The organism is Paenibacillus radicis (ex Gao et al. 2016) (genome assembly GCF_014641555.1).
Classification (GTDB): Bacteria; Bacillota; Bacilli; order Paenibacillales; family Paenibacillaceae; genus Pristimantibacillus; species Pristimantibacillus radicis.
Genome location: NZ_BMHY01000003.1, coordinates 518,096 through 541,863, shown reverse-complemented (window position 1 = coordinate 541,863; position 23,768 = coordinate 518,096). Strand labels below are relative to the sequence as shown.

The following is a 23,768-nucleotide window of genomic DNA, read 5'->3' as shown; positions in this document are numbered from 1 at the left end:
AGTTAGCCGGGTTTTTGACTTCAACGAAGAAGGTGTCTCGAATGAACGACATAGCAGAGGGGAAACAACAGGAGAACAGCACACCGGAGACAGACCGCGTCATCGTGCTGGACGGACAGCAGCTTACGATTCGCGAATTAGAGCGAATTGCCGTTGACGATTATCGGGTAGAGCTGGCTGAGCCCGCTTTGAAGCGGGTAGAGGAAGCGCATCTCTTGATCCACGAGCTTGCTGCCGGAGGCATGCCGATCTACGGCTTGAACCGCGGAGTGGGATTGAATAAGGATTGCGAGATTACGCCTGAGATGTATGAGACGTTTAATCGGAATTTGATCTACTCTCATTCCGCAGCTGTCGGTCCGTTCGCGTCCGTGGCGCAAGTCCGTGCGATTATGACGGCCAGGCTGAACTCGCTGCTGGTGGGCTGCACAGGCATGCAGCCTGCTATTGTCTTAATGTACCGCGATATGCTGAATGCCGGCATCCATCCGCTTGTTCCGCTTCGCGGCTCGGTGGGCGCTGCCGACATTTCGGTATTGTCCCATATCGGGCAGGCGATTCTCGGTGAAGGCGACGTTATTTACAAGGATGCAACGGTAGCGGCTGTCGATGCTTTTCAAGCGGAAGGCCTGGTTCCGATGAGCCGGCTTGGCCCTAAGGATGCGCTTGCGATTGTAAGCTCAAACGCGCTTTCCTCCGGAACTGCAGCGCTTGTCGCGGCATCGGCGCTCCGGCTGCTGGATACGGCCGATGCGATCTTTGCCTTATCGCTGGAAGCGCTGCAGGGCTGCACAAGCCCCTTTGAGGAAGGGTTGTTCCGGGTCAGACCGTTCGAGGGTGCCGCGATAAGCGCGGCTAACGTTAGAAGACAGCTTCGCGGCGGAGCTCTGGAGGCGATGGATCGTGCTGACCGCATTCAAGACCCGCTTAGCTTCCGCAGCGCCTGCCATGTGCATGGCGCGGCGCGGGATGCGCTGGCATTCGCGACGAAGCAGCTGCTCATTCAATTGAATGGCTCCGATGATAATCCCTGCGTGCTGATTGACGAGAGAAGAGTCGTTCCTTCCTCTAACTTCGATGTAACATCATGGACCATAGCGTTCGAATCGTTTGCGATTGCTCTTAGCCATGTGTCGAAAATTTCCTGCTACCGCTCGCTCAAGCTGGGTACGCCTTCTTTCACCGGACTTGGACGTTTTCTGGCGCCAAGTCCGGGGACGATAGCATTCGGTACGCTGCAGAAAACCTATACTTCACTGGATGCGGAGATTCGTTTGCTCTCTAATCCGGTGTCGGCGGACTATTTCGCCATTGCAGGCGATATCGAGGATCATGCGAACAATACGCCGCTTGTCATTCGCAAGACGTCCGAAATTATCGACCATTTATACTATATTCTCGGCATTGAAGCGATGCATGCAGCGCAAGCCATCGATCTGCGCGGCTCTCAGGCGGATTTGAGCAGCGCCTCTTCTGCCCTGTACGAGAAAATTCGGAGCGTCGTGCCTGCATTGACGGTAGACCGCCCATTAACGCCGGACATCAGCGCCGTCTATACGCTCGTTCGCCAAGGCTTGAATACGGAAGGGGAAGAACACAATGAATCCTACCTTTGATCTCCTCATATACGGAAATATAGTGCTGCCGGAAGGCGTGTCCTATGACTCGGCAGTAGGTGTGAAGGACGGTATCATTACTGCCATTGGCAAAATCGGCGATGCCGCCTTTGCCGAAGCTTTAGCGGCTAGAGTCGTTCATGCAGAGGGAAGCTTCGTGCTTCCCGGCGCTGTAGATGCTCATGTTCACTGTTACAGCTCCTTGGACGAAGGCTTTCAAACGGCGAGCGAGTCGGCAGCGGCAGGCGGCGTCACGACGATTATTGAAATGCCTTACGATGCGACAGGGATGATCTGCACGCTGGAGCAGTTCGAGCAGAAGCGGCAGCAACTGGAGCAGCAGTCCGTCGTCGATATGGCGATGCTCGTGACGATCCACAAGCAGGACGGCTATGAGCATATCCGCCAATTGGCGGAAGCAGGAGCCTGCGGATTTAAAGTGTCGATGTTCAACACCGATTCCTTCCGCTTCCCGCGCATCGATGATGGACAGCTTCTCGATTCTTTCGCCGTTATTGCGGAAACGGGTTGTCCGGTAGGCGTTCACTGTGAAAATGATGAAATCGTTCGGCGCTATATTGACAAGCACCGCTTGGAGGGCAGTGATCCCCGGTCGCATAACCGCAGCCGGCCTAAAGTGAGTGAGTCGGTTGCTGCTTTGACGGTGATGGAGCTGGCGTATGAGACAGGCGTGAAGCTGCATCTCTATCACTGTACGTACCCTCGTATTTTCCAACTGGCGGATTACTTCCGTTCGCTCGGTGCGAAGGTAACGGCGGAGACGTGTACGCATTACTTGACGCTCAGCGAGGATGATATGCCCCGTTTGAAGGCAAAAGGCAAGATCAATCCGCCGCTTCGCACAAAGCAGGATGTTGACGGCTTATGGGAGCTCGCGAAATCCGGCGCAATCGATATGATTACGTCTGACCATGCGCCGTGGCTGCTTGAGCGCAAATCGGACGAGGATATTTTCAATAATGCCTCCGGTGCTCCCGGCGTCGAGCATTTGCTGCCGGTCATTTACAGTGAAGGGGTAGCGAAGGGCAAGCTGTCGCTGACTGATCTGGTTCGTCTGCTCTGTCAAAGGCCTGCCGATGTATTTGGCCTCGGTCATCGTAAAGGCCGCCTAACGGCGGGCTACGATGCCGACATAGTCATTATCGATCCGGCGATTGCCTGGACGATGGATGAGCGGGAGCTGCATTCCAGCGCAGGCTGGAGTCCTTACAACGGTATGGAAATGCAAGGGAAGGTTACGCATACCTTCGTAAGAGGAAAGACAGTCTATGAAGCTGGCATTGTAGTCGGCGAACCGGGACTGGGCCAATTCATTAAAGCGGAGCATCAGCGTTAACCACATTCGGAGGGGAGTGATTGGAATGGGCGATAAACTGATTCCGGACGTTGCCAGACTGCAGGCGAGCATTGAGCAGTTGTCTACATTCCGGGATGCGGCCAAGCCGGGGTGGACCCGGCGGCCGTTTACGGAGTATTACGACAGCGGGAGAGAATGGCTGGCGGAGCAGATGCAGGAGGCGGGCTTGTCCACGTCGATCGACGCGGCGTCCAATCTCATTGGAAGCCTGCCCGGAAGCGAGCCGGCATTGCCGCCGATTCTGATCGGCTCCCACACCGATACCGTTACGGGAGGCGGGCGCTTTGACGGCATCATCGGCGTTCTGGCAGGAATCGAAATCGCACGCCGTCTGCAAGAAACGGGCATCCGGCTGCGCCACCCGCTGCAAATCGTCGATTTTACAGCGGAGGAGCCTAGCGAGTTCGGCCTTTCGACGATTGGCAGCCGCGGGATGGTTGGCAATCTCACCGCCGAGATGCTGGAGCTTCGCGACCATGCCGGGCTGAAGCTCGCGGATGCGATTAACGGGCAGGGAGGCGACGTTGCTAAGCTAGCTGAGCAAGCTAGAAAACCGGGTGACGTAGCGCTCTATCTGGAGCTGCATATCGAACAGGGGCCAGTGCTGGAGCAGACGGGGCATCGTCTTGGCGCGGTGCAAGGCATCGTCGGCATTCAACGCTGCCGCGTTACGCTGGAAGGCGCGCCAAACCATGCCGGCACGACACCGATGAACATGCGCAATGATGCGCTCGCGGGTTTCTGCGAAATCGGATTGGCTTTCGAACGCCATTGTCTCAGTCATGCGAAGGATGCGGTAGGCACCATCGGCAAAATCGCCAATGAACCAAACGCCTCCAATGTGGTGCCGGGTCTCATCCGGTTCGAGCTCGAAATTCGCTCGCTGGAGCGGAGCATCGTGGAGGCCGTATATGACGCTTTTGCTGCGGACGCAGCCGTCATTGCTGAGAAACGGAGTCTTAAGCTGTCGATTGAAATACTGTCGCGCTCGGATGCCGTACAAGTGGAGGCGGCTGTATTGGAGCAGGTGATGAAAGCCTGCGCCGCCGTTGCTCCTTCGATATCTCTCCCGAGCGGGGCGGGGCATGACGCCAATCAGTTGGCCCGAATTGCGCCAATCGGAATGATCTTCGTGCCGAGCAAGGATGGCAGAAGCCATTGTCCGGAGGAATGGACGGATTATGCCGATGTTGCAGCCGGCACGGAGGCGCTTGGCTCAGCACTGCTGGTCTTTGATGCGCACGGTGAGCGGGTGGCCGAATGAGTGAGGTGGTTATCCCGCGGATTAACGGCGAGAGGCTATGGCATTCGCTTCAGCAGTTAGGCGAGATCGGAGCGGATTCCAGCGGCGGTGTCACGCGTTTGTCGCTTAGCGAAGAAGAGCTGGGGGCCCGGCAGTTCATTGTCCGCTTGATGAAGGATGCGGGACTGGACGTCAGGCAGGATGAGGCAGGCAACTTGATAGGCCGTCTCGAAGGCGATGGAGCTGTCCAAGGAGCGGTGGTGACCGGCTCGCATATCGATTCGGTCATTCAGGCAGGACGGTTCGACGGGCCGCTAGGCGTAGTGAGTGGAATTGAAGCTCTTCGAACTATTAAGGAGCAAGGTATTCGTCATGAGCGTCCGCTGGAGGTCATTTGTTTTACCGATGAGGAAGGCGTTCGTTTCGGGGCAGGCTACTTCGGCAGCCGGGCGATGGCAGGCGACTGGGACGAGGCTTGGCTGGAGTTGACTGATTTTTCCGGCATCACGCTTAAAGAAGCGATGGAAAGGGCAGACTTGAAACCGCATAAGGCGTCGCTGGCCGCCCGCAGCCGCGAGGAAATCAAAGCCTATGTCGAGCTGCATATTGAGCAGGGCCGCGTTCTGGAGGATCGTGAGCTCTCCGTAGGCATTGCCACCGCGATCTATGGTCATCGATGGCTGGAGGTGCGATTGCGCGGAAGAGCCGATCATGCCGGCACAACGCCGATGAAGCTGCGCCGCGATCCGCTGGCAGCGGCAGCTGAGGCCATGCTAGCGGCAGAGCAAATCGCATTGCAGGCGGACGGCGTTGCGACGGTGGGTACGCTGCAGATAAGCCCGGGTGCCATCAATGTCATCCCTGGCGAAGTTTTGTTCACCGTGGACGTGCGTCATGAACGGCTTGATTCTCTTCACGAGATGGAGCAGGCGATTGAGGCAGGCATCGCCCGAGTGGCCGGTGAACGGGGGCTGGAAGCATCTATCCGTGTCATTGACGGTGCGGACCCTGTGCAGTCTGCCTCACCGATTATGGACGCGATTGGAAGGGGCTGTAAGGCGCTGGAAATCCAAGAGCATCGGATGGTGTGCGGAGCAGGCCATGATGCTGTGGCGATGAACGAATTGGCGGATATAGGCTTGATTTTGGTCCGGTCACGGGATGGAATCAGCCATCATCCGCAGGAGTGGAGCAGTCCGGAAGATTGCGAAGCTGGGGCGAATGTCCTGCTGTACACCCTAATTCGACTTTCAAATGATATAACATAATCATTCCGATTGACATAATAGGAAATGTGGATTAATAATATTGGTAAATAATTATTAATAATTGATAATCAATAGGAAGGGAGGACGATTTCAAGTGAATGTTTTCCTCGGTGCCTACGATTATATAGTAGCGAACAGCGACCGTTTCTGGGAGGCGGTTCGGGTCCATCTAACACTGAGCGTGTACGCGCTCCTGATCGCTGCCGTTATTTGTATACCGCTTGGCATATTATGCGCCAAGAAGCAGTGGCTGACCGGGCCGATCATGGGCTTGTTCAATTCGCTGCGGGTCATTCCCAGTCTGGCGGTGCTTGTCATTATATTGCCGATTATGGGAACCGGCTTTGCACCGGCTCTGGTCGCGCTCACGCTGCTGGCCTGTCCGCCGATTCTCATTAACACCTATATGGGCTTTAGGGGCATTGAGCCCTCCATTATAGAAGCCGCCTCTGGCCTCGGCATGGGGCCGCGGATGCTGCTGCGGAAGATCGAGCTGCCGCTTGCAGCGCCCTTGCTGCTCTCGGGTATGAAGACATCCGCAGTGGAGGTAGTCGCCAGTGCAACCTTGGCTGCATTTATCGGGGGAGGCGGGCTTGGAACGTTCATCATTAACGGACTGGGGATGTACAAGTTCTCTCTTTTGCTCGTTGGAGCATTGCCGGTGGCGTTGTTAGCCATTCTATCAGAAATCGGCTTCGCAGGGATCGAAAGAGCGGCAAGCAAATATCAGCGTTTATAAAATGAGGAGGGTCTTTTCATGAAAAAGAGATTAACAGTAATAGCAACTTTACTTATTAGTATCGTTCTGGTCGTCAGCGCTTGCTCGTCCAATAGCGGCTCTGGCAAGCAGGTCGTGAAAGTAGGCTCCAAAAACTTTACAGAATCACTGATTCTAGGCGAAATGTACGCCCTTGCGCTTGAAGATGCAGGCTACAAAGTCAACCGCAAGCTGAACCTCGGCGGTACGCTGGTTGCTCACGAAGCGCTCAAAAAAGGCGACATCGACTTCTACCCGGAATATACAGGCACAGGCCTGATCAACGTGCTGGAGCTGCCTCCGCAATCCGACGCTAAAGCGGTATATGACGAAGTAGCGAAAGGCTACAAAGAAAAATTCAATCTCGTATGGCTGGAGCCAACGAACGCGAACGATTCGCAAGGTCTCGTAACGACGAAAAAAATCGCGGAGAAATACAATCTCTACAAAATTTCCGATCTTGTAAAGCTGGCTCCTGAGCTGAACCTGGGCGCTGTACCGGAATTTGAAGAGCGCGAAGACGGTTTGAAAGGTTTGAACGCGTTCTACGGCGAAATGAAGTTCAAAAGCATCAAGCTGTTTGACTACGGCATCAAATACCGCGTAACGCTGGATGGCGAAGCGGATGTAACGGTTGGCTTCACGACGGACGGCGATTTGACGAACCCGGATCTTGTCCTGCTTGAAGACGACAAGAAGTTCTGGCCTCCATACTTCGTAGCTCCGGTCATTCGCGGCGAGCTGAACGAGAAGGATCCAGAAGTAGCTAAAGTACTGAACGCCGTTTCGGCTAAGCTGGACAACACGACTGTACAAAAACTGAATGCGCAAGTCGACATCGACAAGAAAGAGTATGCCGATGTAGCAAAAGCATTCTTGAAAGAGCAAGGCTTGTTGAAATAAGCAATCGATCGAAAGATGCAAAGGGGTTTCTCCAAATAAGGGGAAGCCCCCTTCCTACAGGAGCTGATAATAATGAGCAAAGAGGCAATCAAGTTCGAACAGGTGTCCAAAACGTTTCCCAAGGCAGCAAAGCCGTCCGTTCATGAGACGAGTCTCATCGTACCGCAAGGCTCTTTTGTCACGATCTTAGGCGCATCAGGCTGCGGCAAGACGACCTTGCTGAAGATGGTCAACCGCATCATCGAGCCCACGACAGGAACGATTTCCGTATTCGGCAAGGATATCCGGAGCACGCCTGTGACCGAATTGCGCCAAAGCATCGGCTATGTCATCCAGCAGGTGGGGCTGTTCCCGCATTTGACGATTGAGCAAAATATTGCGACCGTACCGAACATACTCGGCTGGGAGCGTCGGAAAACGGCGGAGAAAGTCGATTACTTAATGAAACTCGTTCATCTGCCGGAAAACTACAAGAAGCTGTATCCGCGCCAGTTGTCAGGCGGCCAGCAGCAGCGCGTCGGTATAGCACGGGCGATGGCCGGCGATCCGGCCATTCTGCTCATGGATGAGCCATTTGGCGCAATAGACGCTATTACACGTACGAAGCTGCAGGATGACTTCAAGAGCATTCAGCAGGAGCTGGGCAAAACTGTATTATTCGTCACCCATGACGTCGAAGAGGCGATGAAGCTTGGTGATCGGATGATCGTTATGAATGAAGGCACGATTCAGCAATATGATACGCCGCTTGCGGTCATGTCCAAGCCAAGCAACGAGTTCGTCTCGACATTGATTCAAGCGGATGATTTGTTCCAGCAGTTGAGCCTGATGCGGGCAGGAGAGCATATGACCGCTCTGCCGCAGGAGCCGGTTGGAGCAGACATTCCGCGCGTTCAGACCGGAGACAGCTTGAAGACTGTGCTTCAAACGCTGCTGCAGCATAATGTTCCTTATGTTGTTGTTGAGAACAGCAGCGGCGAGCCTGTAGGCCAACTGACGCTGGAGCAGTTGAAGCTGGGTAACGGCAAATGAAAGGGATCCTGGACTATTTCACCCGCTATTATAACGAGTTGTTGACCGCATTTCTGGAGCACATTTATTTAACGCTCGTATCTTTATTAATTGCAATTATAATCGCGCTTCCCATCGGCTACTGGCTGTCCAAGCACCGGCGGATCTCGATTCCTGTATTATCGGTATTAGGTATCATTTATGCTATCCCGAGCTTAGGCATGTTCGCCATGCTCATTCCGCTGGTGGGGCTCGGCGCAAAGCCGGCGATTATCGCATTAGTCGTCTACAGCCAGCTTATTCTCGTGCGCAATGTCATTTCGGGATTCCAATCCATTGATCCTGCGATTATTGAGGCGGGAAAAGGAATGGGGTTTGGGCCATGGAGGCTGTTCGTGAAGATCGAGCTGCCGCTGGCACTGCCGGTCATTATTGGCGGTTTGCGAATCGCTTCGGTATCGGTAATCGGGATTACCACCATTGCGGCATGGATCAATGCAGGCGGGCTGGGCACGATTTTATTCCAAGGGCTTTATCAGAACTCGGTTCCGAAAATGGTGTGGGGAACGCTGCTCGTCTCGCTGCTTGCGCTGACGGCCAATACCATGCTGCTGGAAATTGAAAAAACGATGCTGCGCAGAGCACGCGGCGAGCAACGAATATGATATAATAGTCAGAGTGTGACTATTGCTTTCACTTGAGGTGTAGAGATGAATGGGACTCAAACATTGGGACGTGCGATCGACATTTTATTCGTGCTTGCTGAATCGGGAGCTACACTGACGGTTAGCGAAATTGCGGAGAAGGTCGGCATTCCCGACAGTACAGCTTACCGTTTTATTCAAACGCTCATTAAGAATGGTTTCGTAGAGCGCAAAGGCAGGGGTCAAATCGGATTGGGACTTCGAATCTTTGACCTGGCAAGAAGCTTGTCCCAGCAGATCGAGAAGGAACTCCTGACGATTGCCCGGCCTATTATGGAAGACCTTACGGGTCTGACGAATGAAACGACGGTGCTGTTTGTCCGTTCAGGCTCCAAAGCCATTTGCATAGAAAACGTAACAAGCCGAAGATTGGTCAGGCTGACGATTGAGAACGGCCGCATTTTGCCGCTCAACTCTGGCGCCTCGGGAAAAATTTTGCTCGCTTACGAAAGCGATAAAATAATCTCCGAAATGACCAAAGTCTTCGAAGAGGATAAAAGCGCAGATAAAACTTCACTGCTCAATGAGCTGCAGCAGATCAGGGACAACGGTTATTCCCTGACGCTTGGCGAGGTGGATGAAGATGTATTCGCGGTTGCGGCTCCAATCTTTGATCCGCAGCAGCGCATCGTCGCCAGCTTGTCAGCTGCCGGTCCTGTTCATCGGTTGAGCGAACAGGAGATGCCAAAACTCATTCAGGATGTAAAATCGGCGGCATCGCAAATTTCTTGTAAACTTGGCGGATTGGCTTAAAGGCTGGGTTTTCTAGGCCTAAAGCGTCTCGAAATCCGCCTTTTTTTACCGATTGTCATTCATTTACAGCGAATGCCAATTTTTATTCGCGCGGATCTGTGTTATAATAAGTTTATCGAAATAGCGACCTAACGAATTCACATAGCGTAGAGGGTTATTCTAAGGAGCAATAACCTTGTACACTATGTGAATTTTTATTTCTTTATAAAGAAGTAAGAAGGTCATGTAAATCAGATAAAAGGTGGTTTTTTAGAATGGAAACAGGAACAGTGAAATGGTTTAACGGAGAAAAAGGCTTTGGTTTTATCGAGGTTGAAGGCGGCAACGACGTATTCGTGCATTTCAGCGCAATCGTTGGCGACGGCTACAAATCGCTTGACGAAGGTCAACGCGTAGAATTCAACATCGTACAAGGCAACCGCGGACCGCAAGCTGAGAACGTTGTAAAGCTGTAGGATTAGCAGAGAATCATGCCCCGGACTGACGTTTGGGGCGATTTTTTATCGCAGCTGCACCTATAACGAATTCAAGAAAGAGGGATGCGCGCATGTACAATTCTCGGAAAAAGAATCTAGAAGATGTTCCCACAGAATTAACTGTCATTTGGTCTTGTTCGAGCGAGGATTGCAAAGGTTGGATGAGGGATAACTTTGTGTTCAATATGGTTCCCGTATGTCCGCAATGCCAGTCTCCCATGGTTAAAAACGAAAAAATGCTTACTGCTGTAACGAATACCAGCCCAAGCTGGTTTAAAAACAAATAAAACGCGCCACAAGCGCGTATTTTCTTCACTATGTAAAACCCGACCGCAAGAGGTCGGGTTTTTGCTTTTTCCGGGACCTATTTTCTAAATAGCAAGCGGTCATGCTATGATGTTGCTATATACCAATAAATTGTCAGGGGAAGATTGGGGACCAGGATGGAGAAGACTAAAATTCTTATAATCGAGGATGAGGAAGCGATTGCCGATCTTCTTGCATACGGCTTAACCAAAGAAGGTTATCTGACGCAGACGGCGGCGAGCGGTACAGAAGGGCTGCGGGAAATGGAACGGTTCCGTCCCGATTTTCTGCTGCTCGATTGGATGCTACCCGATCAAAGCGGCCTTGAGGTGTGCAAGAAGGTGACCGCCAGCTATAACATCCCCATTCTCATGATTACAGCGAAGTCTGATATTACGGATAAAATACTCGGCTTGGAGTTTGGCGCCGACGACTATATTACGAAGCCGTTTGATTTGCGCGAGGTGATCGCCCGGATTCGCACCATTCTCCGCCGTATGGCGCAGGCTAACCGCAGCGGCAGCGAAGAGCCGGAGAACGAAGTCATTCGCTTCAAGAACATTGAGATTATTCGCAATGAGCGGCTCGTTAGGAAGTCCGGGGAGACGGTCGACATGACGCCGAAGGAGTTCGATCTGCTCGTGAAGCTTTGCAGCAGCCGGGGCCGGATATTCACGAGAGAAGAGCTGCTGGAGCTCGTCTGGGGCTACGACTATGTCGGGGAGACGCGAACGGTCGACAATCATATCCAGCGGCTTCGTAAAAAGCTGGATGCCAATGATTTCATTACGACGGTGTTTGGCATTGGCTACAAATTCGAGAAGGACATCGATTAACGATGATGCGATTTCAGCTGCGATCGATCCGCTCGAAATTCATCGTCGGCTTTTTTCTGATTTTCCTAGTCTCCTTTCTGCTGCTGAACCAGACGGTCACGAGCATTATTCAGACAAGCAATCAGAAGATTATTACGGATGACTTGCTGGGGCTGAAAAAAACAAGCAATAACTATGTCCGTCAGGCGTTTATGATTAATCATTTTACGAATAATGAAGTTTACTTCGGCCAGATTGCGGAGGAAATGATCGGCGATCTGCTGTATGCCACCTCCAGCGAAGTGAGTGCCTATTCCATAGACGGCAGCTTGCTTTACGCCTCCGATCCGGCTGTGTTCGCGGGTCCTTCTGATAATGACCTGAAGCAGGCAATCCGCGGCTCTACCGCTTATACGATTTCCTACGACAGCGGGACAGCAGCCGTGCTCTATTCCTATCCCGTCATTATTGACGGCGTGAAGGTGGGCATTCTTCGCTACTCCAAGACGTTTGGCTCGCTTTATGAGCAGTCGGGAAAAATTTTGAATGCGATTTTTTATATTGCGCTTGCGATTTTTGGCGCTGCCTTCTTGTTCTCCTATTTGCTTTCCCGCCACATATCGATTCCGTTAACGAAGCTCGCTAATGTCTCGAATGAGGTGACGAAGGGCAATCTCGATGTCCGCCTGACGATGCGGCGCAACGACGAGATCGGGCGGCTGGCAAGCAACTTCAATGACATGATTGAGCAATTGCGGAGTCAGATCGGGAAGATTGAACGCGACCGCGACCGGCTGGAAAAGCTGCATTTGCAAAGCAAGCATTTCTACGACAATGTGACGCATGAGCTGAAAACGCCGCTGACCTCGATTTTAGGCTATGCGGAGCTGATTAGAGAAAACGGGGAAAGTGATCCTGAGTTTTTCCGCAAAGGAATGAAACATATCGTGGGGGAAAGCCAGCGGCTGCATGAGATGGTCGTCTCGCTGCTGGAAGCTTCCAAGGAGCAGGACAGCTGGGATGACAAAGGACGGATCGAAATCGGGCCTTTGCTGAAGGATGTTTGCGAATCGATGGCATTCAAGGCGCAAAGATACAAGAAGACCATCGATTTTCATGCGGAGGGCGGGCTGTACGTTGCGGCACAGCCGGACAAGCTTCGGCAGCTGTTCATCAATCTGGTCGATAATGCCATCAAGTACGGCCGCGCCCATTCGGAAATTTCGGTCCAAGCGAGCGCCATTCACGAATCGGTCCTTATTGTATTTGCCAATCAAAGCGATACGATCCCTCCTGAGCAGCTGGCTAAAATTTTCGAGCCCTTTTACTTGGGCGAGAACCGGGTGAAGGAGCAAGGCAGCGTTGGGCTTGGTCTTAACATTGCGAAATCGATCGTGGATGATATCGGCGGAAGCATCGGAATGAGAAGCGAGAACGGGGAAACGTCCGTTACCGTGGAATTACCTTTTACGAAAGCGGAGAGATGGCATGAACATTAAGCATATACGTATAGGCTTGTGTCTCGGCATATTGCTGCTGATTTTGTCCGGCTGTATGAGCAGGCTTCGCTCCGAGACGATCATCATACCGGACACCGCCGAAGAAGTGCCTGAGGATCGGGGGGGAGAAGCTTTTGAGGTTCGTACGATATACCGGCTTCCCTCTATGCACGAGAAAAGCGGCGGCGAGTTTCGCTGGAGCGGACCGGAGTCGCTGGTCCGAGTGTACTGGGGAGATAAGGGAAATCAGACGATTGAGCGATATGCTCCGCCCTACGAGAAACCGCAAAAGCTTCTGGGCCTAGATTTCTATACGACCGATTTAACGGGAATGTCGCCGGATGGCCGGTATTTCGCAGGATTCAGCTATCAGCCTGACACGGAAGACGGGCAATATTCACTTTCTTTGGTCTCCCTGTCTGATGTGACGGTTCATGTGGTGGACACAGTGCATATCGTGGCGAGGCAAGGTCCAAGAGCGTTGGCATGGTCGGACAACAGCCGGTTTCTTTCTTATTTCTCCTTGTCGGAGCAGGGCGAGACCGAGATCAATGTGTACGATACCGAGAGCCAGACGAAGAAAAGCTATACGATGCCCGACTTGAATAAGACCGCCTATTTTTACTCCGTCAAGCTGTCCGAAGATGGCAGCAGCGCCTTGATTGTGAAGGCGGAGAAAGGCAAGCTTACGAGCTTCGTGTTAGGCAGATGGAAGGGCAGCCAGTTCGTCAGCGAATACGAGCATACGCTGCATGATAACTTTCAGGTCGATTGGCTCGACAAGGACCGGATCGCTTTTGTCGGTACAGATGGTACCTTGTTCACGTATGACAGGCGCAATAGCGGCGTATCTGTGCTGTTGGATCAGGTGGGCAGCTTTGAATTGTCCAAGGACCGGCAATACATTGCCTATACGACAGAGGAAGCGACGATCGATGTGGCGAAGCTGCAAGGCAACAATCTGTTGAATAAGAAATCGGTTTATCGCGGCTTCGTTGCCACGCAGATGGCTTGGAGCCCAGACAACGGCGCGCTCTTCATTCAAGGACGGAAGCCCTATGACGGCGTGAGTGCCGCGCAGCCCGCTGCTCCAAAGGTGGAGCTGTATGACAATTTCAATAACCAGTCCATTATCGTTGCTTTCAAGCGATAAAGGCAATTTCGCAGACATCTTCCGGCAGCGGAAGATGTTTTTTTTGCGTTTCGTGACAACTTGTTTACAACTCCAAGATTCTTTTATGACATCATTCCCCTAAAGTAAAGAAGTCGAATCCATAGGGATGCGATTAGACAGAAAGGGGTTATTATGATGAAAAAAATGATGGGTATACTAACCAGCCTGATTCTAGTTTTTACGCTTGCGGCTTGCAGCGGCGGCAACGGATCGGGCAACCATACAGAAGGCTCTTCCGGGAATGGGAACGGGAACGGGAACGGGAACGGGAACGGAAACGTCTCAAGCGGTTCGGGTGATCCGGCGGGCAAACCGGGCAAAGGCGATCAAGAGGGAGAGACGGCAACGACGGATATAGGGAAGAAGACGATCGTATTCTCGACCTTCTGGCAAGACGACAAGTTTGAGGAAGCGAAGAAAAAGTATGAAGCGCTGCATCCGAATATCGAGATCAAGCTGCAGCACATCGATACGGACAACGCGCATGTGGAAGCGGACTTGGAGAAGTTCGCCACTACGACCAATACGGCGATGCTAGCCGGCAAAGGGCCGGATTTGCTGGAGATGGACAAGCTGCCGATTGAGGATTACGTGAAGCGCGGGCTGCTAGCTGACTTTAATACGATGATGGAGCAGGATAAGAGCTTTAATAGAGCCGACTATTTCACAAATATTTTGGACAATGCGGGGGTCGGAGGCGGTCTTTACGGCATGCCATTATCCTTCTTCCTGATGGGCTTTGCCGGGGACGTGGACGCGATTGCGAAAGCTGGCGTACAAATCGATGACAAGTCATGGTCATGGGATGATTTTGCGCAAATCGCGAAGAAGCTCGTCAAGGACGGCGATTATCCGAATGTGATCGCCAGCATGCCTGGCAGTATTTTGACCATGATGGTCACGGATAACTACGCATCGTTCATCGATGTGAAGAAGGGCAAAGCGAATTTCGAGACGGCCGCTTTCACCGATATGATGAAGCAAGTGAAAACGATGGCCGACGATGGCGTTATCGGGCAAGAACGTCCCTATTTCTTCCCGACGCAAATTAATTCTCCCGGCGATTATTTGACTACCTTAAAGGGTTATCTCGCTAAAAATATGAGTCTGTACGCCAAGCCGCATACAAAGGACACATCTCCCGGAGGCTATTTCCGCTCGTATCGTACGATCGGGCTAAATGCGAATTCGAAGGTGAAGCAGGAGGCTTGGGATTTCATCAAGTTTATGATGTCGGAGGAGATCGCATCGTCCCCGTTGTCCGCTGGCTTCCCAATTAATAAGAAGGCTTATGCCAACCAGCTGGAGGAATTGAAGAAGATGGGTTCGGTCAAAGGGCATGAGGAGGGGCCGCTGCACGGGGCATCAGTTCCGGTAGACGATGCGAAAATTCAGCAGCTGACGGGTTATGTCAATGGCGCGATTCATCAGGTCGCTTATCAATCAAGCAAAGTCGAAGAGATCATCTATAACGAGTCCTTGGCATTCTTCAGCGGGCAAAAAACGGCGGAGGCTGTGGCGAAGCTCATTCAGAACAAAGTGACGACTTATATCAATGAATAGGAACCGGCTGCAGCGCTGGCTCCGCAGGGAGGGGATGCTGGCGCTGCTCTTTCTGGCGCCAAGCTTGATTGGCTTTGCGGTCTTTTACATCATCCCATTTGCTATGGGCGTCTATGAATCGTTCACGGATCGTACTCTGGGTGGTTCGTTTGTCGGCTTTGACAATTACAAGGAACTGCTAGCCAGCAGCTCCTTCCGCAAAGCGGCGGCGAATACCCTGCTATTTACCGGGCTTAGCGTCCCGCTGCTAATCGCAGCGTCGCTGTCGCTTGCACTGCTGCTGAACCGGCCGTTGTTTTTCCGCAACGGGCTGCGAACGGCCTTTATTTTACCATTAGTCGTACCGGTCGCTTCGATCGTCATGATCTGGCAAATCTTCGCCGACTGGAATGGTACGCTTAATCTTTGGCTGCATCACTGGGGCAAAGAGCGGGTTGACTGGCTGCAGTCCGATTGGTCGATGGGCGTCCTGGTCATCATGTATCTGTGGAAAAACATCGGCTATAACATGATCTTGTTTCTGGCTGGTCTTCAGTCGATTCCGCAAGACTATTATGAAACAGCCCGAATTGAAGGGGCGGGGCGGTTGCGTCAGCTGGTTCATATTACGCTCGTTTATTTGACGCCTACGATGTTCTTCGTCATCCTGATTTCTATTATCAACTCATTCAAAGTATTTCGGGAGACGTATTTACTAGCCGGCGATTATCCGTATGACCGCATTTATATGCTTCAGCACTATATGAACAATATGTTTTTTTCACTCGATATTCAGAAGCTGACGGCGGCCGCTACGCTGATGGTCGGCTGCATTGTCCTTTTTGTGACTGGATTGCTGAGGGCGGAGCGCCGGTTTCGGGACAATATGGAGTGACGGGAAGGGGATTCGAGATGAAGAGGCCGGGATGGATGTCCAAGCTCGTTCTAACGATTTGGCTTGGGGTGATGGCCGCGATCATGCTGGTACCCATCGTGCTTACGTTTACGAACTCGCTGATGATGGAGCGGGAGATCGGATTGAATTACGATCTGATTGGACAGATGACGGATGCTGCGGCAGGCGGCAAGTTTGTTAATTTGAAAGTTCTGCCCGATTGGCTGTCGCTGGAGCAATATTTGCACATCCTCGTGCTGGCTCCGAAGTTTCTGCGAATGTTCTGGAATTCCGCAGCACTGGTGGTGCCGATTATTGCCGGGCAGACGGCTGTCGCTGCGCTCGCTGCCTACGCTTTTGCCAAGCTGCGGTTTTTCGGCCGGGACAAGCTGTTTCTGCTCTATCTGATGACGATGCTGATGCCGTTTCAAGTGACATTGGTTCCGAACTATATGGTCGTTGATAAGCTTGGTTTGATGAACAGCGGGGCAGCGATTATTTTACCTGGTATTTTCGGGGCGTTTGGCGTGTTTATGCTGCGGCAATTTATGGCGCATATTCCGTTTGCTTATACCGAAGCGGCGAAAATCGACGGCGCGGGGTCATGGACGATTTTTGCGCGCATTATATTGCCGCTGGCCAAGCCCGGGCTTGCCGCATTGACGGTTCTGCTCTTCGTGGATTACTGGAATATGATCGAGCAGCCGATCATTTTTTTGCAGGATGCTTCCATGCAGCCGCTTTCTCTTTACCTCGCTTATATCGATAAGGAAGCGCGCGGCATAGGCTTCGCCGCCTCTGCGCTCTATATGACGCCGATGGTGCTGCTGTTCCTGTATGCGGAATCTTATTTTATCGAAGGGGTGCAGCTGTCGGGCATTAAAGGATAGTACGGGAGTGATGATAGTGGATTTGGATGAGACGGCAGCACAATCGCGAAAACGGAAAATTCGCCGGTTTGCAGCGCTGTTTTTTGGATTGCTTATCGTTTTGACTCTGACAGGCAATACGCTGCAGGCGCTTACGCTGCCTAAAGTATATACGGCTCAGGCGAATAGGGGTGAGCTTGCTCATGCCTTTAAAGGCACGGGGACGGTCGTTCCGGCTGAGATGAAGGAGCTCGCCAATCCGGCAGGCTGGAAGGTGGCACATGTGCTTGTGAAGCAAGGGGAACGGGTGAGCAAAGGGCAGACGCTTGTCCAATACGACGACTCTGAGGCAAAGCAACAGCTCGCTGAAGCTCAGTCTGCTTTGAAGAAGCTTCAACTGTCGATGGAAGGATTAGAGCACAGCTATATCCTGGCGGTTACGGACGGCGATGAATCCGCCAAGCTGAGCGCTAAACTGGCGATCGAGACGGCCAAGCTGGATATCGCTGATCAGAAGCAGCGCATACAGTTTCAGCAAGCAGGCAGGGCAGAGAACCAGCGTCTCACTGCGCCGTTTGACGGAGTGGTTGCAGCGATTGGAGCGACGGAGGGCTTGGGGTCTTCGGGCGCTCCCGATATCCAATTGACGAACGCGGCTAAAGGCTTCCAGGTCGAGATGCTGATTCCTTCAACGATCGCCGAATTGTTGAGCGAGGGCGATCTGCTGGAGCTGCAGTTGACCGGAGAGGAGCAGCGAATGCTCGAAGGCAGAGTAGCTGCTATGAAGTCCGATTCGCTAGGCGGTAATGCTGGTGATCTCGGCGGCGGCGGTGCGGGTGCAGGCGGACAAGGGCAGGGGGCTGTCTCTTCAACTCTGCTTACGTTGGCTGTTGTCGACGGCAAGGGCTTGAAAGGCGGGGAGCGTGTGGAACTGAATCTTTCTAAAGTGAAAAGCGCAGCCGCCATTCTGATACCGAATGATGCAGTCCATAAGGACGTCGATGGCGCCTATGTGTACACAGTCGAAGAGCACCAAGGCCCCCTTGGCAATGCCTACTATGTTGCGCGAACGCCGATTGAAATCGCCGATGCTAACGAGACTACGACCGCCGTCAGCCAAGGTCTGTTCGATCAGCAGAATGTGATTGTCAACAGCAGCGAACCTGTTATCGACGGGGTGCGTGTACGATATTGAATATAACGGTTGGACTGGTATAGACGGTCCGGCCGTTTTTTTATGCTAACGATTCTAGTAGATCCAGTTTGCTAGTTTTAGAGACAAATTGGTGACAAGTTGTAGACGTGGTTGTGATCTCCGGACGTTATAACTAAGAGGTAGTTATATTATTGATTCTACTTCAGGGAGGATTATCATGAACCGACGTTACAAAACAAGAAGACTAGCGAGTATGGCGGTAATGCCGCTATTTTTAGTCGTTATAATAGGAACTGTTATTTTTCTGGTAGGCCATTACACGAGAGATTCCAAAATGATGACCAAGGCGCTCTCCGGCAGCGTGGAGGAGCCCGGAAGTGTCCGGCTAACCTCATCTAATAATGGCTATAGAATTATGATCGACGCTGGGCATGGGGGCAAAGACCCTGGCGCGCCGGGATCGAGCGGCATTGAAGAGAAGAACAGCAACCTTGCCATCGCGCAAAAGGTATATGACTTGCTGCGCAACGATCCGATGTTTGAGCCTCGGATGACCCGGACGGATGATTCGTTTGTGGAATTGGATGAGCGCGCGGCGATGGCTAATGATTGGAAGGCGGATGTTATGCTTTCGATCCACGGCAATTCCTATGAGAGCGGCAATATTTCAGGCACGGAAACTTACTATCGTTACGAAAATGGTCTGCCGCTTGCAATGGCCATTCACCAGAAGGTGGTGGAGGCGATGGGGTTTGAGGATAGGGGTGTCCGGGAAAATCACTTAAAGGTGCTGTCCCTCAGCGAGATGCCGGCCATTCTGGTGGAGACGGGCTATCTGACGAACACAGCGGAGGAAGCAGTGCTGCTGAGCGAAGCGGGACAAAATAAAGCGGCAAAGGCTATTGTGGACGGGCTTAAGCAATATTTTAAAGGAGTGGAATGATGGTGCTGGAGCGTGACAAGGAAGAAGCGTTTAATCGTATCTACCATCAATATTATAGTCTCGTCTACTATACGGCCTACAAGGTGCTCAATGACTCCTACATGGCTCAGGATGTCGTTCAGGAAACGTTCATCAAAGTATTTAGCCACCTTCATACGATCCGACAGCAAAAGAATAAAGCGGCCTGGATCAAAACCATATCAAAGAACAAAGCGATTGACTACTACCGGAGAAGGGCAGTACGAAACGAAATACTAGATGATCTGATCGAAAGTATAGGCTCTGTTGAAGATGCGACGGATAGTTTAGCTGAAAAAAATGCGCTGCATGAGCTCCTTTATACGCTGGAGCCCCAGTACAGGCAATCGCTGCTCCTGGTTTACGAGCAAGGCTTTACTTACGAACAGCTTGCGGCGTATCAGAACACAACAGTTAGCGCCGTTAAATCCAAGCTGCATCGCGCCAAGAAAAAGCTGCGCTTAATCGTTGGCGAAGCGGGACCGGGAATGACCGCAGTTGATCGTTACGCTTGATGAAGTGCAGGGAGTGGGAGGATTCATGGAACGCTAAAGGTACGCAGGTGTCGTCTTCGGCATTGCGGATCTCAGTCACATTTTGGTGGTCGACCTTACCGCTGTATACGAGAGAACCTCTCCATCGGATACGCTAAAATTCCCGCCTCGCCCCGCTTCCTGGGATTCAAAATGTAAAAGTACATTTTGATCTTGTTGAAATCGCCCTATATAGGGCTCAAAATGCAAAAGTGCATTTTGATTGGCTGGTTATGACCTGAAAAGGCTGATTTGGCCGAATTCACCTGCAGATTTGCATTTTGATGGTGGTTTTGGGCTGTATTCAAGGGCAACAAACTGTATTTTTACATTTTGATGCTTGATTCTCTATTGTAACTGGAGCCTCTAAGCGAGTCAGACTGGTACCGTGCGCGAACCATCGAATGGTGCCATGACGCCAGATTAGCTGCTTGGAGCCAGAGCCCAAATTATTCAACTATGCTGCTAGCGTTTGGAGTTTGGCTGAACGGCCTGAAGGGCGATTCTCGACAGCCCATACACCATTAAATAAGCAACGCTTGTCAAAAAAGTGGCGGATTGCAGCACGGAGTGGATTTCCGTCATGAAGATCGTATCGTCCATGATCGTGCGGGTCGCCGCCGATCCGATCACCGTCGAAGCCAGAAATAGGGCAATGGACGCTAGTACGCCAAGCACCATACGGGCAATTGCGCTGCGGTATCCGATCCAGCCTGCTGCAAAGGACGCCACCGCCAATAGGATACCGATGATTATCGTCATTCTCTTTCACCTCATTAGCCAGCATGGGTAAAAGGAGACCGCTCTAAACCATAATGGTCATACTTCACCCGACCAAGGTCTAGTGTCCCCCTCAACCCCGCGGCCGTTTTCGTCCTGCCTATAGCCTTTATAATTAGAGTCAGGTGAACGATAAGGAAATAGGTGAATCCATAATGATGATAAGATCAAAAACGAGGCAAGCCTTTTGCATGTCGGTGCTGTTATGCACAATAGCCGCAGGATTTGTTAGTTATGGTCTCGTACCGGAGCGTGCAGCACTAGCGTTGGCGTCCCAATCGAGCTCTAATCATTCGACTGCGACCTTGATGAAGCAAGAAAACTACGAGGAAATCGACCGTTTTATGGAGACGGCGATTGACAGGCTTGATATACCGGGAGCGGCGGTCGGAATCGTCAGCAAGAACGGGGACATTTACACAAAAGGCTATGGGAAAGCCGATGCGAGCGGGACGGCGGTAACGCCACAGACACCGTTCATTCTCGGCTCGACGAGCAAATCGTTCACGGCGCTGGCAGTTATGCAGCTGGCTGATGAGGGAAAGATCGATTTGGATACGCCAGTTCAATCGTATTTACCCGATTTTACGGCAGCTAATGCCCAAGGCGCAGCAGCTATTACCGTCCGTCAGCTGTTAAACCAAACGAGCGGCTTTCCGACGATTGCTGGACTAAAGCTGAACGGCTCGGACCTATCTATCAAACAATACCCGGCTACATTGAAAGATATGAAGCTCAGAGGAGCTCCCGGTGCCAAGTTCGAATATTCCAATGCGAACTATAATGTATTGGGGGCGCTCGTTCAGGCCGTATCCGGACAATCTTATGGTGAATATGTACAGAAGCATATATTCACACCGTTAAGTATGGATCATAGCTTTACTTCGAGAGCACAGGCTGAGCAAAACGGCTTGTCGCAAGGGCATCAGTCGATTTTCGGCTGGGTGAAGACGGCCAATCCGCCGGAGCGTCCGGTTGATGTGCCTTCGGGTTACATCATGTCGAGCGCAGAGGATATGGCTCATTATTTAATTGCGCAAATGAATAACGGTGTTTATAACGAGAAGCGTGTCGTAGCGGAGCCAAGCGCGCATCTCATGCACGGGAAAGACGGCGCACCGATGGAGAAGGGTGCCAAGTACGGAATGGGCTGGATTGCTGTCGACCATACCATTACACATGATGGAGGCGTGGAAAATTTCAGCTCCAATATGCTAATCGACGGTGACACCGGTATCGTATTGCTGCTCAATAAAAACGGCTCATCGGTGAGTGTCATCACAGAGGGCATCCGCAGTATTCTTAACGGAGAAGAGCCGCCGGCCATTCCTTCCGAAAACGGAACTGACTGGCTGATCCGCGTCGTGTCATTGCTAGTGGTCTTGTTTGTTCTTCGTTCCATTTATGTAACGGTGCGTTGGAAAAGAGATGCACGGCCAGAGCGGCGCTCAATTATTTTACACTCGCTCTCGATTGGTCTTCTGCATTTGGCACTTCCGCTATTTCTGCTATTTGTGGCGCCGCAACTGCTTCAACTGACATGGGAAATCATGCTCGCTTTTCTTCCGGGCATCAGCCACCTTCTTCTCATCGCATCCATTATGCTTCTAGCTTTTGGTATATCCAGGCTAATCCTGCTGATCGGCTCGTTGCGAAATACAGCATCATCAGCTGCCCGGCCCCAATAGGCCGGGTTTTTGCCGGTTGCCGCTTAAATACGATAAATATCGCCTGTATACGTTAATATCGCCTCATAGTTATTGCTTCTAAATCCGGTTATGCTAAAACGACCGGACGCATCCGTCCGGAATGCAGGTTATTGGAGGTTTATAACGATATGAAAAACCCGATTATTACTTCGATTTTTACAGCTGACCCGTCCGCCCACGTATGGGAGGATGGAAAGGTGTACATATATGCCTCTCACGATATGGACCCGGCCAGAGGCTGCGACTTGATGGATCGCTATCATGTGTTCTCTTCCGAAGATATGGTCAACTGGGTAGACGAAGGTGAAATTTTGCGTTCTGACGACGTATCTTGGGGCCGGCCGGAGGGCGGCTTCATGTGGGCGCCGGACGCTGCCTACCGGAACGGCACGTATTATTTCTACTACCCGCATCCAAGCGGTACCGCCTGGAATGATACTTGGAAGATTGGCGTTGCGACAAGCAAAAAGCCAGCGAGCGAATTTACCGATCAAGGCTATATTACAGGGCTTGGCGGCTTTGCGATGATTGATCCTTGCGTCTTCGTTGACGATGACAACCGTGCCTATATGTATTATGGCGGCGGCAGCAAATGCGCGGGCGGCGAGCTGAACGACGATATGATGTCGATGAAGAACGAAGCCATCGAAATGGAAGGCCTGGAGGATTTTCACGAAGCGACTTGGGTATTCAAAAGAAACGGCATTTATTATCTGACGTATTCGGATAATCTGGACGGTCTAAACCAGATGCGTTACGCGATCAGTGACAACCCGCTTGGTCCTTGGACGTATAAAGGCGTGTTCCTGGAGCCAACCGGCTGTTCGACTTCCCATGGCTCTGTTGCGGAATTTAAGGGGCAATGGTATTTGTTCTATCATAACCAGGAGATCTCCAATCAAGGCAATCTAAGAAGTGTCTGCATCGACTATTTGCATTTCAATGAAGACGGTACAATCCAGACTGTCGTGCAAACGAAAGAAGGCGGAATTAAGCCGGTTGGACCAAGTCCTGCAGCTAATCCGAACCGGATCGTTTATGAGGCCAAACAAGCCGCCGTGGGCGGAGGGGCAGCTCTTCAGCCTGACGATCAAGGCAATGTCGTAATCGGGTCTTTGGACGGAGAAGGCGCGTACTGCCAATTTGATCAATTGGACGGCTTGGGCGGCGGAAGAACCTCAATCGAAATTCGCTATGCAACGGCAGAGCGTCTGGCTAAGCTCAATCTGACGGTTAATGGCGAGGACTTCTCCTTGCTGAACGCGTTGTCAACTGGAAGTCTGTCCGATTACACGGGAATTACCAACATTACGGTTCCTTTCAAAGCAGGTGCCATCAATAGCGTTAAGCTTGCCGGCGGCAATGGTGAGCTGCGCATCGCCAGCATCGCTGTGAGCTCTTTCGAAGACTAGAAGCAAAA

23 protein-coding genes are annotated in these 23,768 nt (G+C 51.9%); 22 read left to right on the top strand and 1 reads right to left on the bottom strand.

Annotated features, from left to right (window positions below; translation table 11 throughout):
- Positions 1–41: 41 nt before the first annotated feature.
- The 20 genes from IEX98_RS11005 to IEX98_RS10910 all read left to right on the top strand — a co-directional run bounded on the left by IEX98_RS11005 (position 42) and on the right by IEX98_RS10910 (position 19,841).
- Positions 42–1,616, top strand: coding sequence for an HAL/PAL/TAL family ammonia-lyase (locus IEX98_RS11005; protein WP_188889140.1), 1,575 nt, complete (start codon positions 42–44; stop codon positions 1,614–1,616).
- Complete coding sequence (locus IEX98_RS11000) at positions 1,600–2,973, top strand: dihydroorotase (protein WP_188889138.1); 1,374 nt, start codon at positions 1,600–1,602, stop codon at positions 2,971–2,973. The genes IEX98_RS11005 and IEX98_RS11000 overlap by 17 nt, the downstream gene beginning before the upstream one ends.
- A gap of 25 nt (positions 2,974–2,998) precedes the next feature.
- Complete coding sequence (locus IEX98_RS10995) at positions 2,999–4,258, top strand: M20 family metallo-hydrolase (protein WP_188889137.1); 1,260 nt, start codon at positions 2,999–3,001, stop codon at positions 4,256–4,258.
- Positions 4,255–5,505 (top strand): Zn-dependent hydrolase, encoded by a 1,251-nt coding sequence (locus tag IEX98_RS10990; protein ID WP_188889135.1) that lies wholly within the window; start codon positions 4,255–4,257, stop codon positions 5,503–5,505. Before IEX98_RS10995 ends, IEX98_RS10990 begins: the two co-directional genes overlap by 4 nt.
- Before the next feature lie 94 nt (positions 5,506–5,599).
- Positions 5,600–6,244, top strand: coding sequence for an ABC transporter permease (locus tag IEX98_RS10985; protein ID WP_188889133.1), 645 nt, complete (start codon positions 5,600–5,602; stop codon positions 6,242–6,244).
- An 18-nt stretch (positions 6,245–6,262) separates the two neighbouring features.
- Entirely contained in the window at positions 6,263–7,165 is a 903-nt protein-coding gene (locus IEX98_RS10980) for an ABC transporter substrate-binding protein (RefSeq protein WP_188889131.1), read from the top strand.
- Positions 7,166–7,237: 72 nt separating this feature from the next.
- Positions 7,238–8,197 (top strand): ABC transporter ATP-binding protein, encoded by a 960-nt coding sequence (locus tag IEX98_RS10975; protein ID WP_188889129.1) that lies wholly within the window; start codon positions 7,238–7,240, stop codon positions 8,195–8,197.
- Positions 8,194–8,841 carry an ABC transporter permease gene (locus IEX98_RS10970; protein ID WP_229692093.1) on the top strand — a complete coding sequence of 216 codons (648 nt, stop codon included), beginning with the start codon at positions 8,194–8,196 and terminating at the stop codon, positions 8,839–8,841. Before IEX98_RS10975 ends, IEX98_RS10970 begins: the two co-directional genes overlap by 4 nt.
- 45 nt (positions 8,842–8,886) lie before the next feature.
- On the top strand, positions 8,887–9,633 hold the full coding sequence (locus IEX98_RS10965; protein ID WP_188889127.1) for an IclR family transcriptional regulator: 747 nt from the start codon (positions 8,887–8,889) through the stop codon (positions 9,631–9,633).
- A gap of 254 nt (positions 9,634–9,887) precedes the next feature.
- Complete coding sequence (gene cspD, locus IEX98_RS10960) at positions 9,888–10,088, top strand: cold-shock protein CspD (protein ID WP_042168546.1); 201 nt, start codon at positions 9,888–9,890, stop codon at positions 10,086–10,088.
- A gap of 92 nt (positions 10,089–10,180) precedes the next feature.
- Positions 10,181–10,396, top strand: a complete 216-nt coding sequence (locus tag IEX98_RS10955; RefSeq protein ID WP_188889126.1) for a cold-shock protein — start codon at positions 10,181–10,183, stop codon at positions 10,394–10,396.
- 156 nt (positions 10,397–10,552) lie between these two features.
- On the top strand, positions 10,553–11,251 hold the full coding sequence (locus IEX98_RS10950; protein ID WP_188889123.1) for a response regulator transcription factor: 699 nt from the start codon (positions 10,553–10,555) through the stop codon (positions 11,249–11,251).
- Between the two features lie 2 nt (positions 11,252–11,253).
- Positions 11,254–12,729 (top strand): sensor histidine kinase, encoded by a 1,476-nt coding sequence (locus tag IEX98_RS10945; RefSeq protein WP_229692092.1) that lies wholly within the window; start codon positions 11,254–11,256, stop codon positions 12,727–12,729.
- Positions 12,719–13,882: a WD40 repeat domain-containing protein gene (locus IEX98_RS10940; protein WP_188889121.1), complete on the top strand. Its 1,164-nt coding sequence runs from the start codon at positions 12,719–12,721 to the stop codon at positions 13,880–13,882. The genes IEX98_RS10945 and IEX98_RS10940 overlap by 11 nt, the downstream gene beginning before the upstream one ends.
- 153 nt (positions 13,883–14,035) lie before the next feature.
- The gene (locus IEX98_RS10935; protein ID WP_229692091.1) at positions 14,036–15,466 is read left to right on the top strand and encodes an ABC transporter substrate-binding protein; all 1,431 of its coding nucleotides are present in this window, start codon (positions 14,036–14,038) and stop codon (positions 15,464–15,466) included.
- Entirely contained in the window at positions 15,459–16,340 is an 882-nt protein-coding gene (locus tag IEX98_RS10930; protein ID WP_188889119.1) for a carbohydrate ABC transporter permease, read from the top strand. Before IEX98_RS10935 ends, IEX98_RS10930 begins: the two co-directional genes overlap by 8 nt.
- 17 nt (positions 16,341–16,357) lie before the next feature.
- Entirely contained in the window at positions 16,358–17,230 is an 873-nt protein-coding gene (locus IEX98_RS10925) for a carbohydrate ABC transporter permease (RefSeq protein ID WP_188889117.1), read from the top strand.
- 16 nt (positions 17,231–17,246) lie between these two features.
- The gene (locus tag IEX98_RS10920) at positions 17,247–18,404 is read left to right on the top strand and encodes an efflux RND transporter periplasmic adaptor subunit (protein WP_188889115.1); all 1,158 of its coding nucleotides are present in this window, start codon (positions 17,247–17,249) and stop codon (positions 18,402–18,404) included.
- Positions 18,405–18,582: 178 nt separating this feature from the next.
- Positions 18,583–19,308, top strand: a complete 726-nt coding sequence (locus tag IEX98_RS10915; RefSeq protein WP_188889114.1) for an N-acetylmuramoyl-L-alanine amidase family protein — start codon at positions 18,583–18,585, stop codon at positions 19,306–19,308.
- On the top strand, positions 19,305–19,841 hold the full coding sequence (locus IEX98_RS10910; protein ID WP_188889112.1) for an RNA polymerase sigma factor: 537 nt from the start codon (positions 19,305–19,307) through the stop codon (positions 19,839–19,841). Before IEX98_RS10915 ends, IEX98_RS10910 begins: the two co-directional genes overlap by 4 nt.
- 483 nt (positions 19,842–20,324) lie before the next feature.
- Here the strand turns inward: IEX98_RS10910 and IEX98_RS10905 are convergent, their stop codons facing one another.
- The gene (locus IEX98_RS10905) at positions 20,325–20,621 is read right to left on the bottom strand and encodes a hypothetical protein (RefSeq protein ID WP_188889109.1); all 297 of its coding nucleotides are present in this window, start codon (positions 20,619–20,621) and stop codon (positions 20,325–20,327) included.
- A gap of 173 nt (positions 20,622–20,794) precedes the next feature.
- Between IEX98_RS10905 and IEX98_RS10900 the strand changes: the two genes are divergently transcribed.
- Both IEX98_RS10900 and IEX98_RS10895 read left to right on the top strand, forming a co-directional pair.
- Positions 20,795–22,327, top strand: a complete 1,533-nt coding sequence (locus IEX98_RS10900) for a serine hydrolase domain-containing protein (protein WP_188889108.1) — start codon at positions 20,795–20,797, stop codon at positions 22,325–22,327.
- A gap of 149 nt (positions 22,328–22,476) precedes the next feature.
- Positions 22,477–23,760, top strand: a complete 1,284-nt coding sequence (locus IEX98_RS10895; protein ID WP_188889106.1) for a family 43 glycosylhydrolase — start codon at positions 22,477–22,479, stop codon at positions 23,758–23,760.
- Positions 23,761–23,768: the final 8 nt, after the last annotated feature.

Bases quoted from the DNA above. Each gene is read 5' to 3' on its own strand.
- IEX98_RS11005 (WP_188889140.1), top strand. From the start codon at position 42: ATGAACGACATAGCAGAGGGGAAACAACAGGAGAACAGCACACCGGAG.
- IEX98_RS11000 (WP_188889138.1), top strand. From the start codon at position 1,600: ATGAATCCTACCTTTGATCTCCTCATATACGGAAATATAGTGCTGCCG.
- IEX98_RS10995 (WP_188889137.1), top strand. From the start codon at position 2,999: ATGGGCGATAAACTGATTCCGGACGTTGCCAGACTGCAGGCGAGCATT.
- IEX98_RS10990 (WP_188889135.1), top strand. From the start codon at position 4,255: ATGAGTGAGGTGGTTATCCCGCGGATTAACGGCGAGAGGCTATGGCAT.
- IEX98_RS10980 (WP_188889131.1), top strand. From the start codon at position 6,263: ATGAAAAAGAGATTAACAGTAATAGCAACTTTACTTATTAGTATCGTT.
- IEX98_RS10975 (WP_188889129.1), top strand. From the start codon at position 7,238: ATGAGCAAAGAGGCAATCAAGTTCGAACAGGTGTCCAAAACGTTTCCC.
- IEX98_RS10970 (WP_229692093.1), top strand. From the start codon at position 8,194: ATGAAAGGGATCCTGGACTATTTCACCCGCTATTATAACGAGTTGTTG.
- IEX98_RS10965 (WP_188889127.1), top strand. From the start codon at position 8,887: ATGAATGGGACTCAAACATTGGGACGTGCGATCGACATTTTATTCGTG.
- cspD (WP_042168546.1), top strand. From the start codon at position 9,888: ATGGAAACAGGAACAGTGAAATGGTTTAACGGAGAAAAAGGCTTTGGT.
- IEX98_RS10955 (WP_188889126.1), top strand. From the start codon at position 10,181: ATGTACAATTCTCGGAAAAAGAATCTAGAAGATGTTCCCACAGAATTA.
- IEX98_RS10950 (WP_188889123.1), top strand. From the start codon at position 10,553: ATGGAGAAGACTAAAATTCTTATAATCGAGGATGAGGAAGCGATTGCC.
- IEX98_RS10945 (WP_229692092.1), top strand. From the start codon at position 11,254: ATGATGCGATTTCAGCTGCGATCGATCCGCTCGAAATTCATCGTCGGC.
- IEX98_RS10940 (WP_188889121.1), top strand. From the start codon at position 12,719: ATGAACATTAAGCATATACGTATAGGCTTGTGTCTCGGCATATTGCTG.
- IEX98_RS10935 (WP_229692091.1), top strand. From the start codon at position 14,036: ATGATGAAAAAAATGATGGGTATACTAACCAGCCTGATTCTAGTTTTT.
- IEX98_RS10930 (WP_188889119.1), top strand. From the start codon at position 15,459: ATGAATAGGAACCGGCTGCAGCGCTGGCTCCGCAGGGAGGGGATGCTG.
- IEX98_RS10925 (WP_188889117.1), top strand. From the start codon at position 16,358: ATGAAGAGGCCGGGATGGATGTCCAAGCTCGTTCTAACGATTTGGCTT.
- IEX98_RS10915 (WP_188889114.1), top strand. From the start codon at position 18,583: ATGAACCGACGTTACAAAACAAGAAGACTAGCGAGTATGGCGGTAATG.
- IEX98_RS10910 (WP_188889112.1), top strand. From the start codon at position 19,305: ATGATGGTGCTGGAGCGTGACAAGGAAGAAGCGTTTAATCGTATCTAC.
- IEX98_RS10905 (WP_188889109.1), bottom strand. From the start codon at position 20,621: ATGACGATAATCATCGGTATCCTATTGGCGGTGGCGTCCTTTGCAGCA.
- IEX98_RS10900 (WP_188889108.1), top strand. From the start codon at position 20,795: ATGATGATAAGATCAAAAACGAGGCAAGCCTTTTGCATGTCGGTGCTG.
- IEX98_RS10895 (WP_188889106.1), top strand. From the start codon at position 22,477: ATGAAAAACCCGATTATTACTTCGATTTTTACAGCTGACCCGTCCGCC.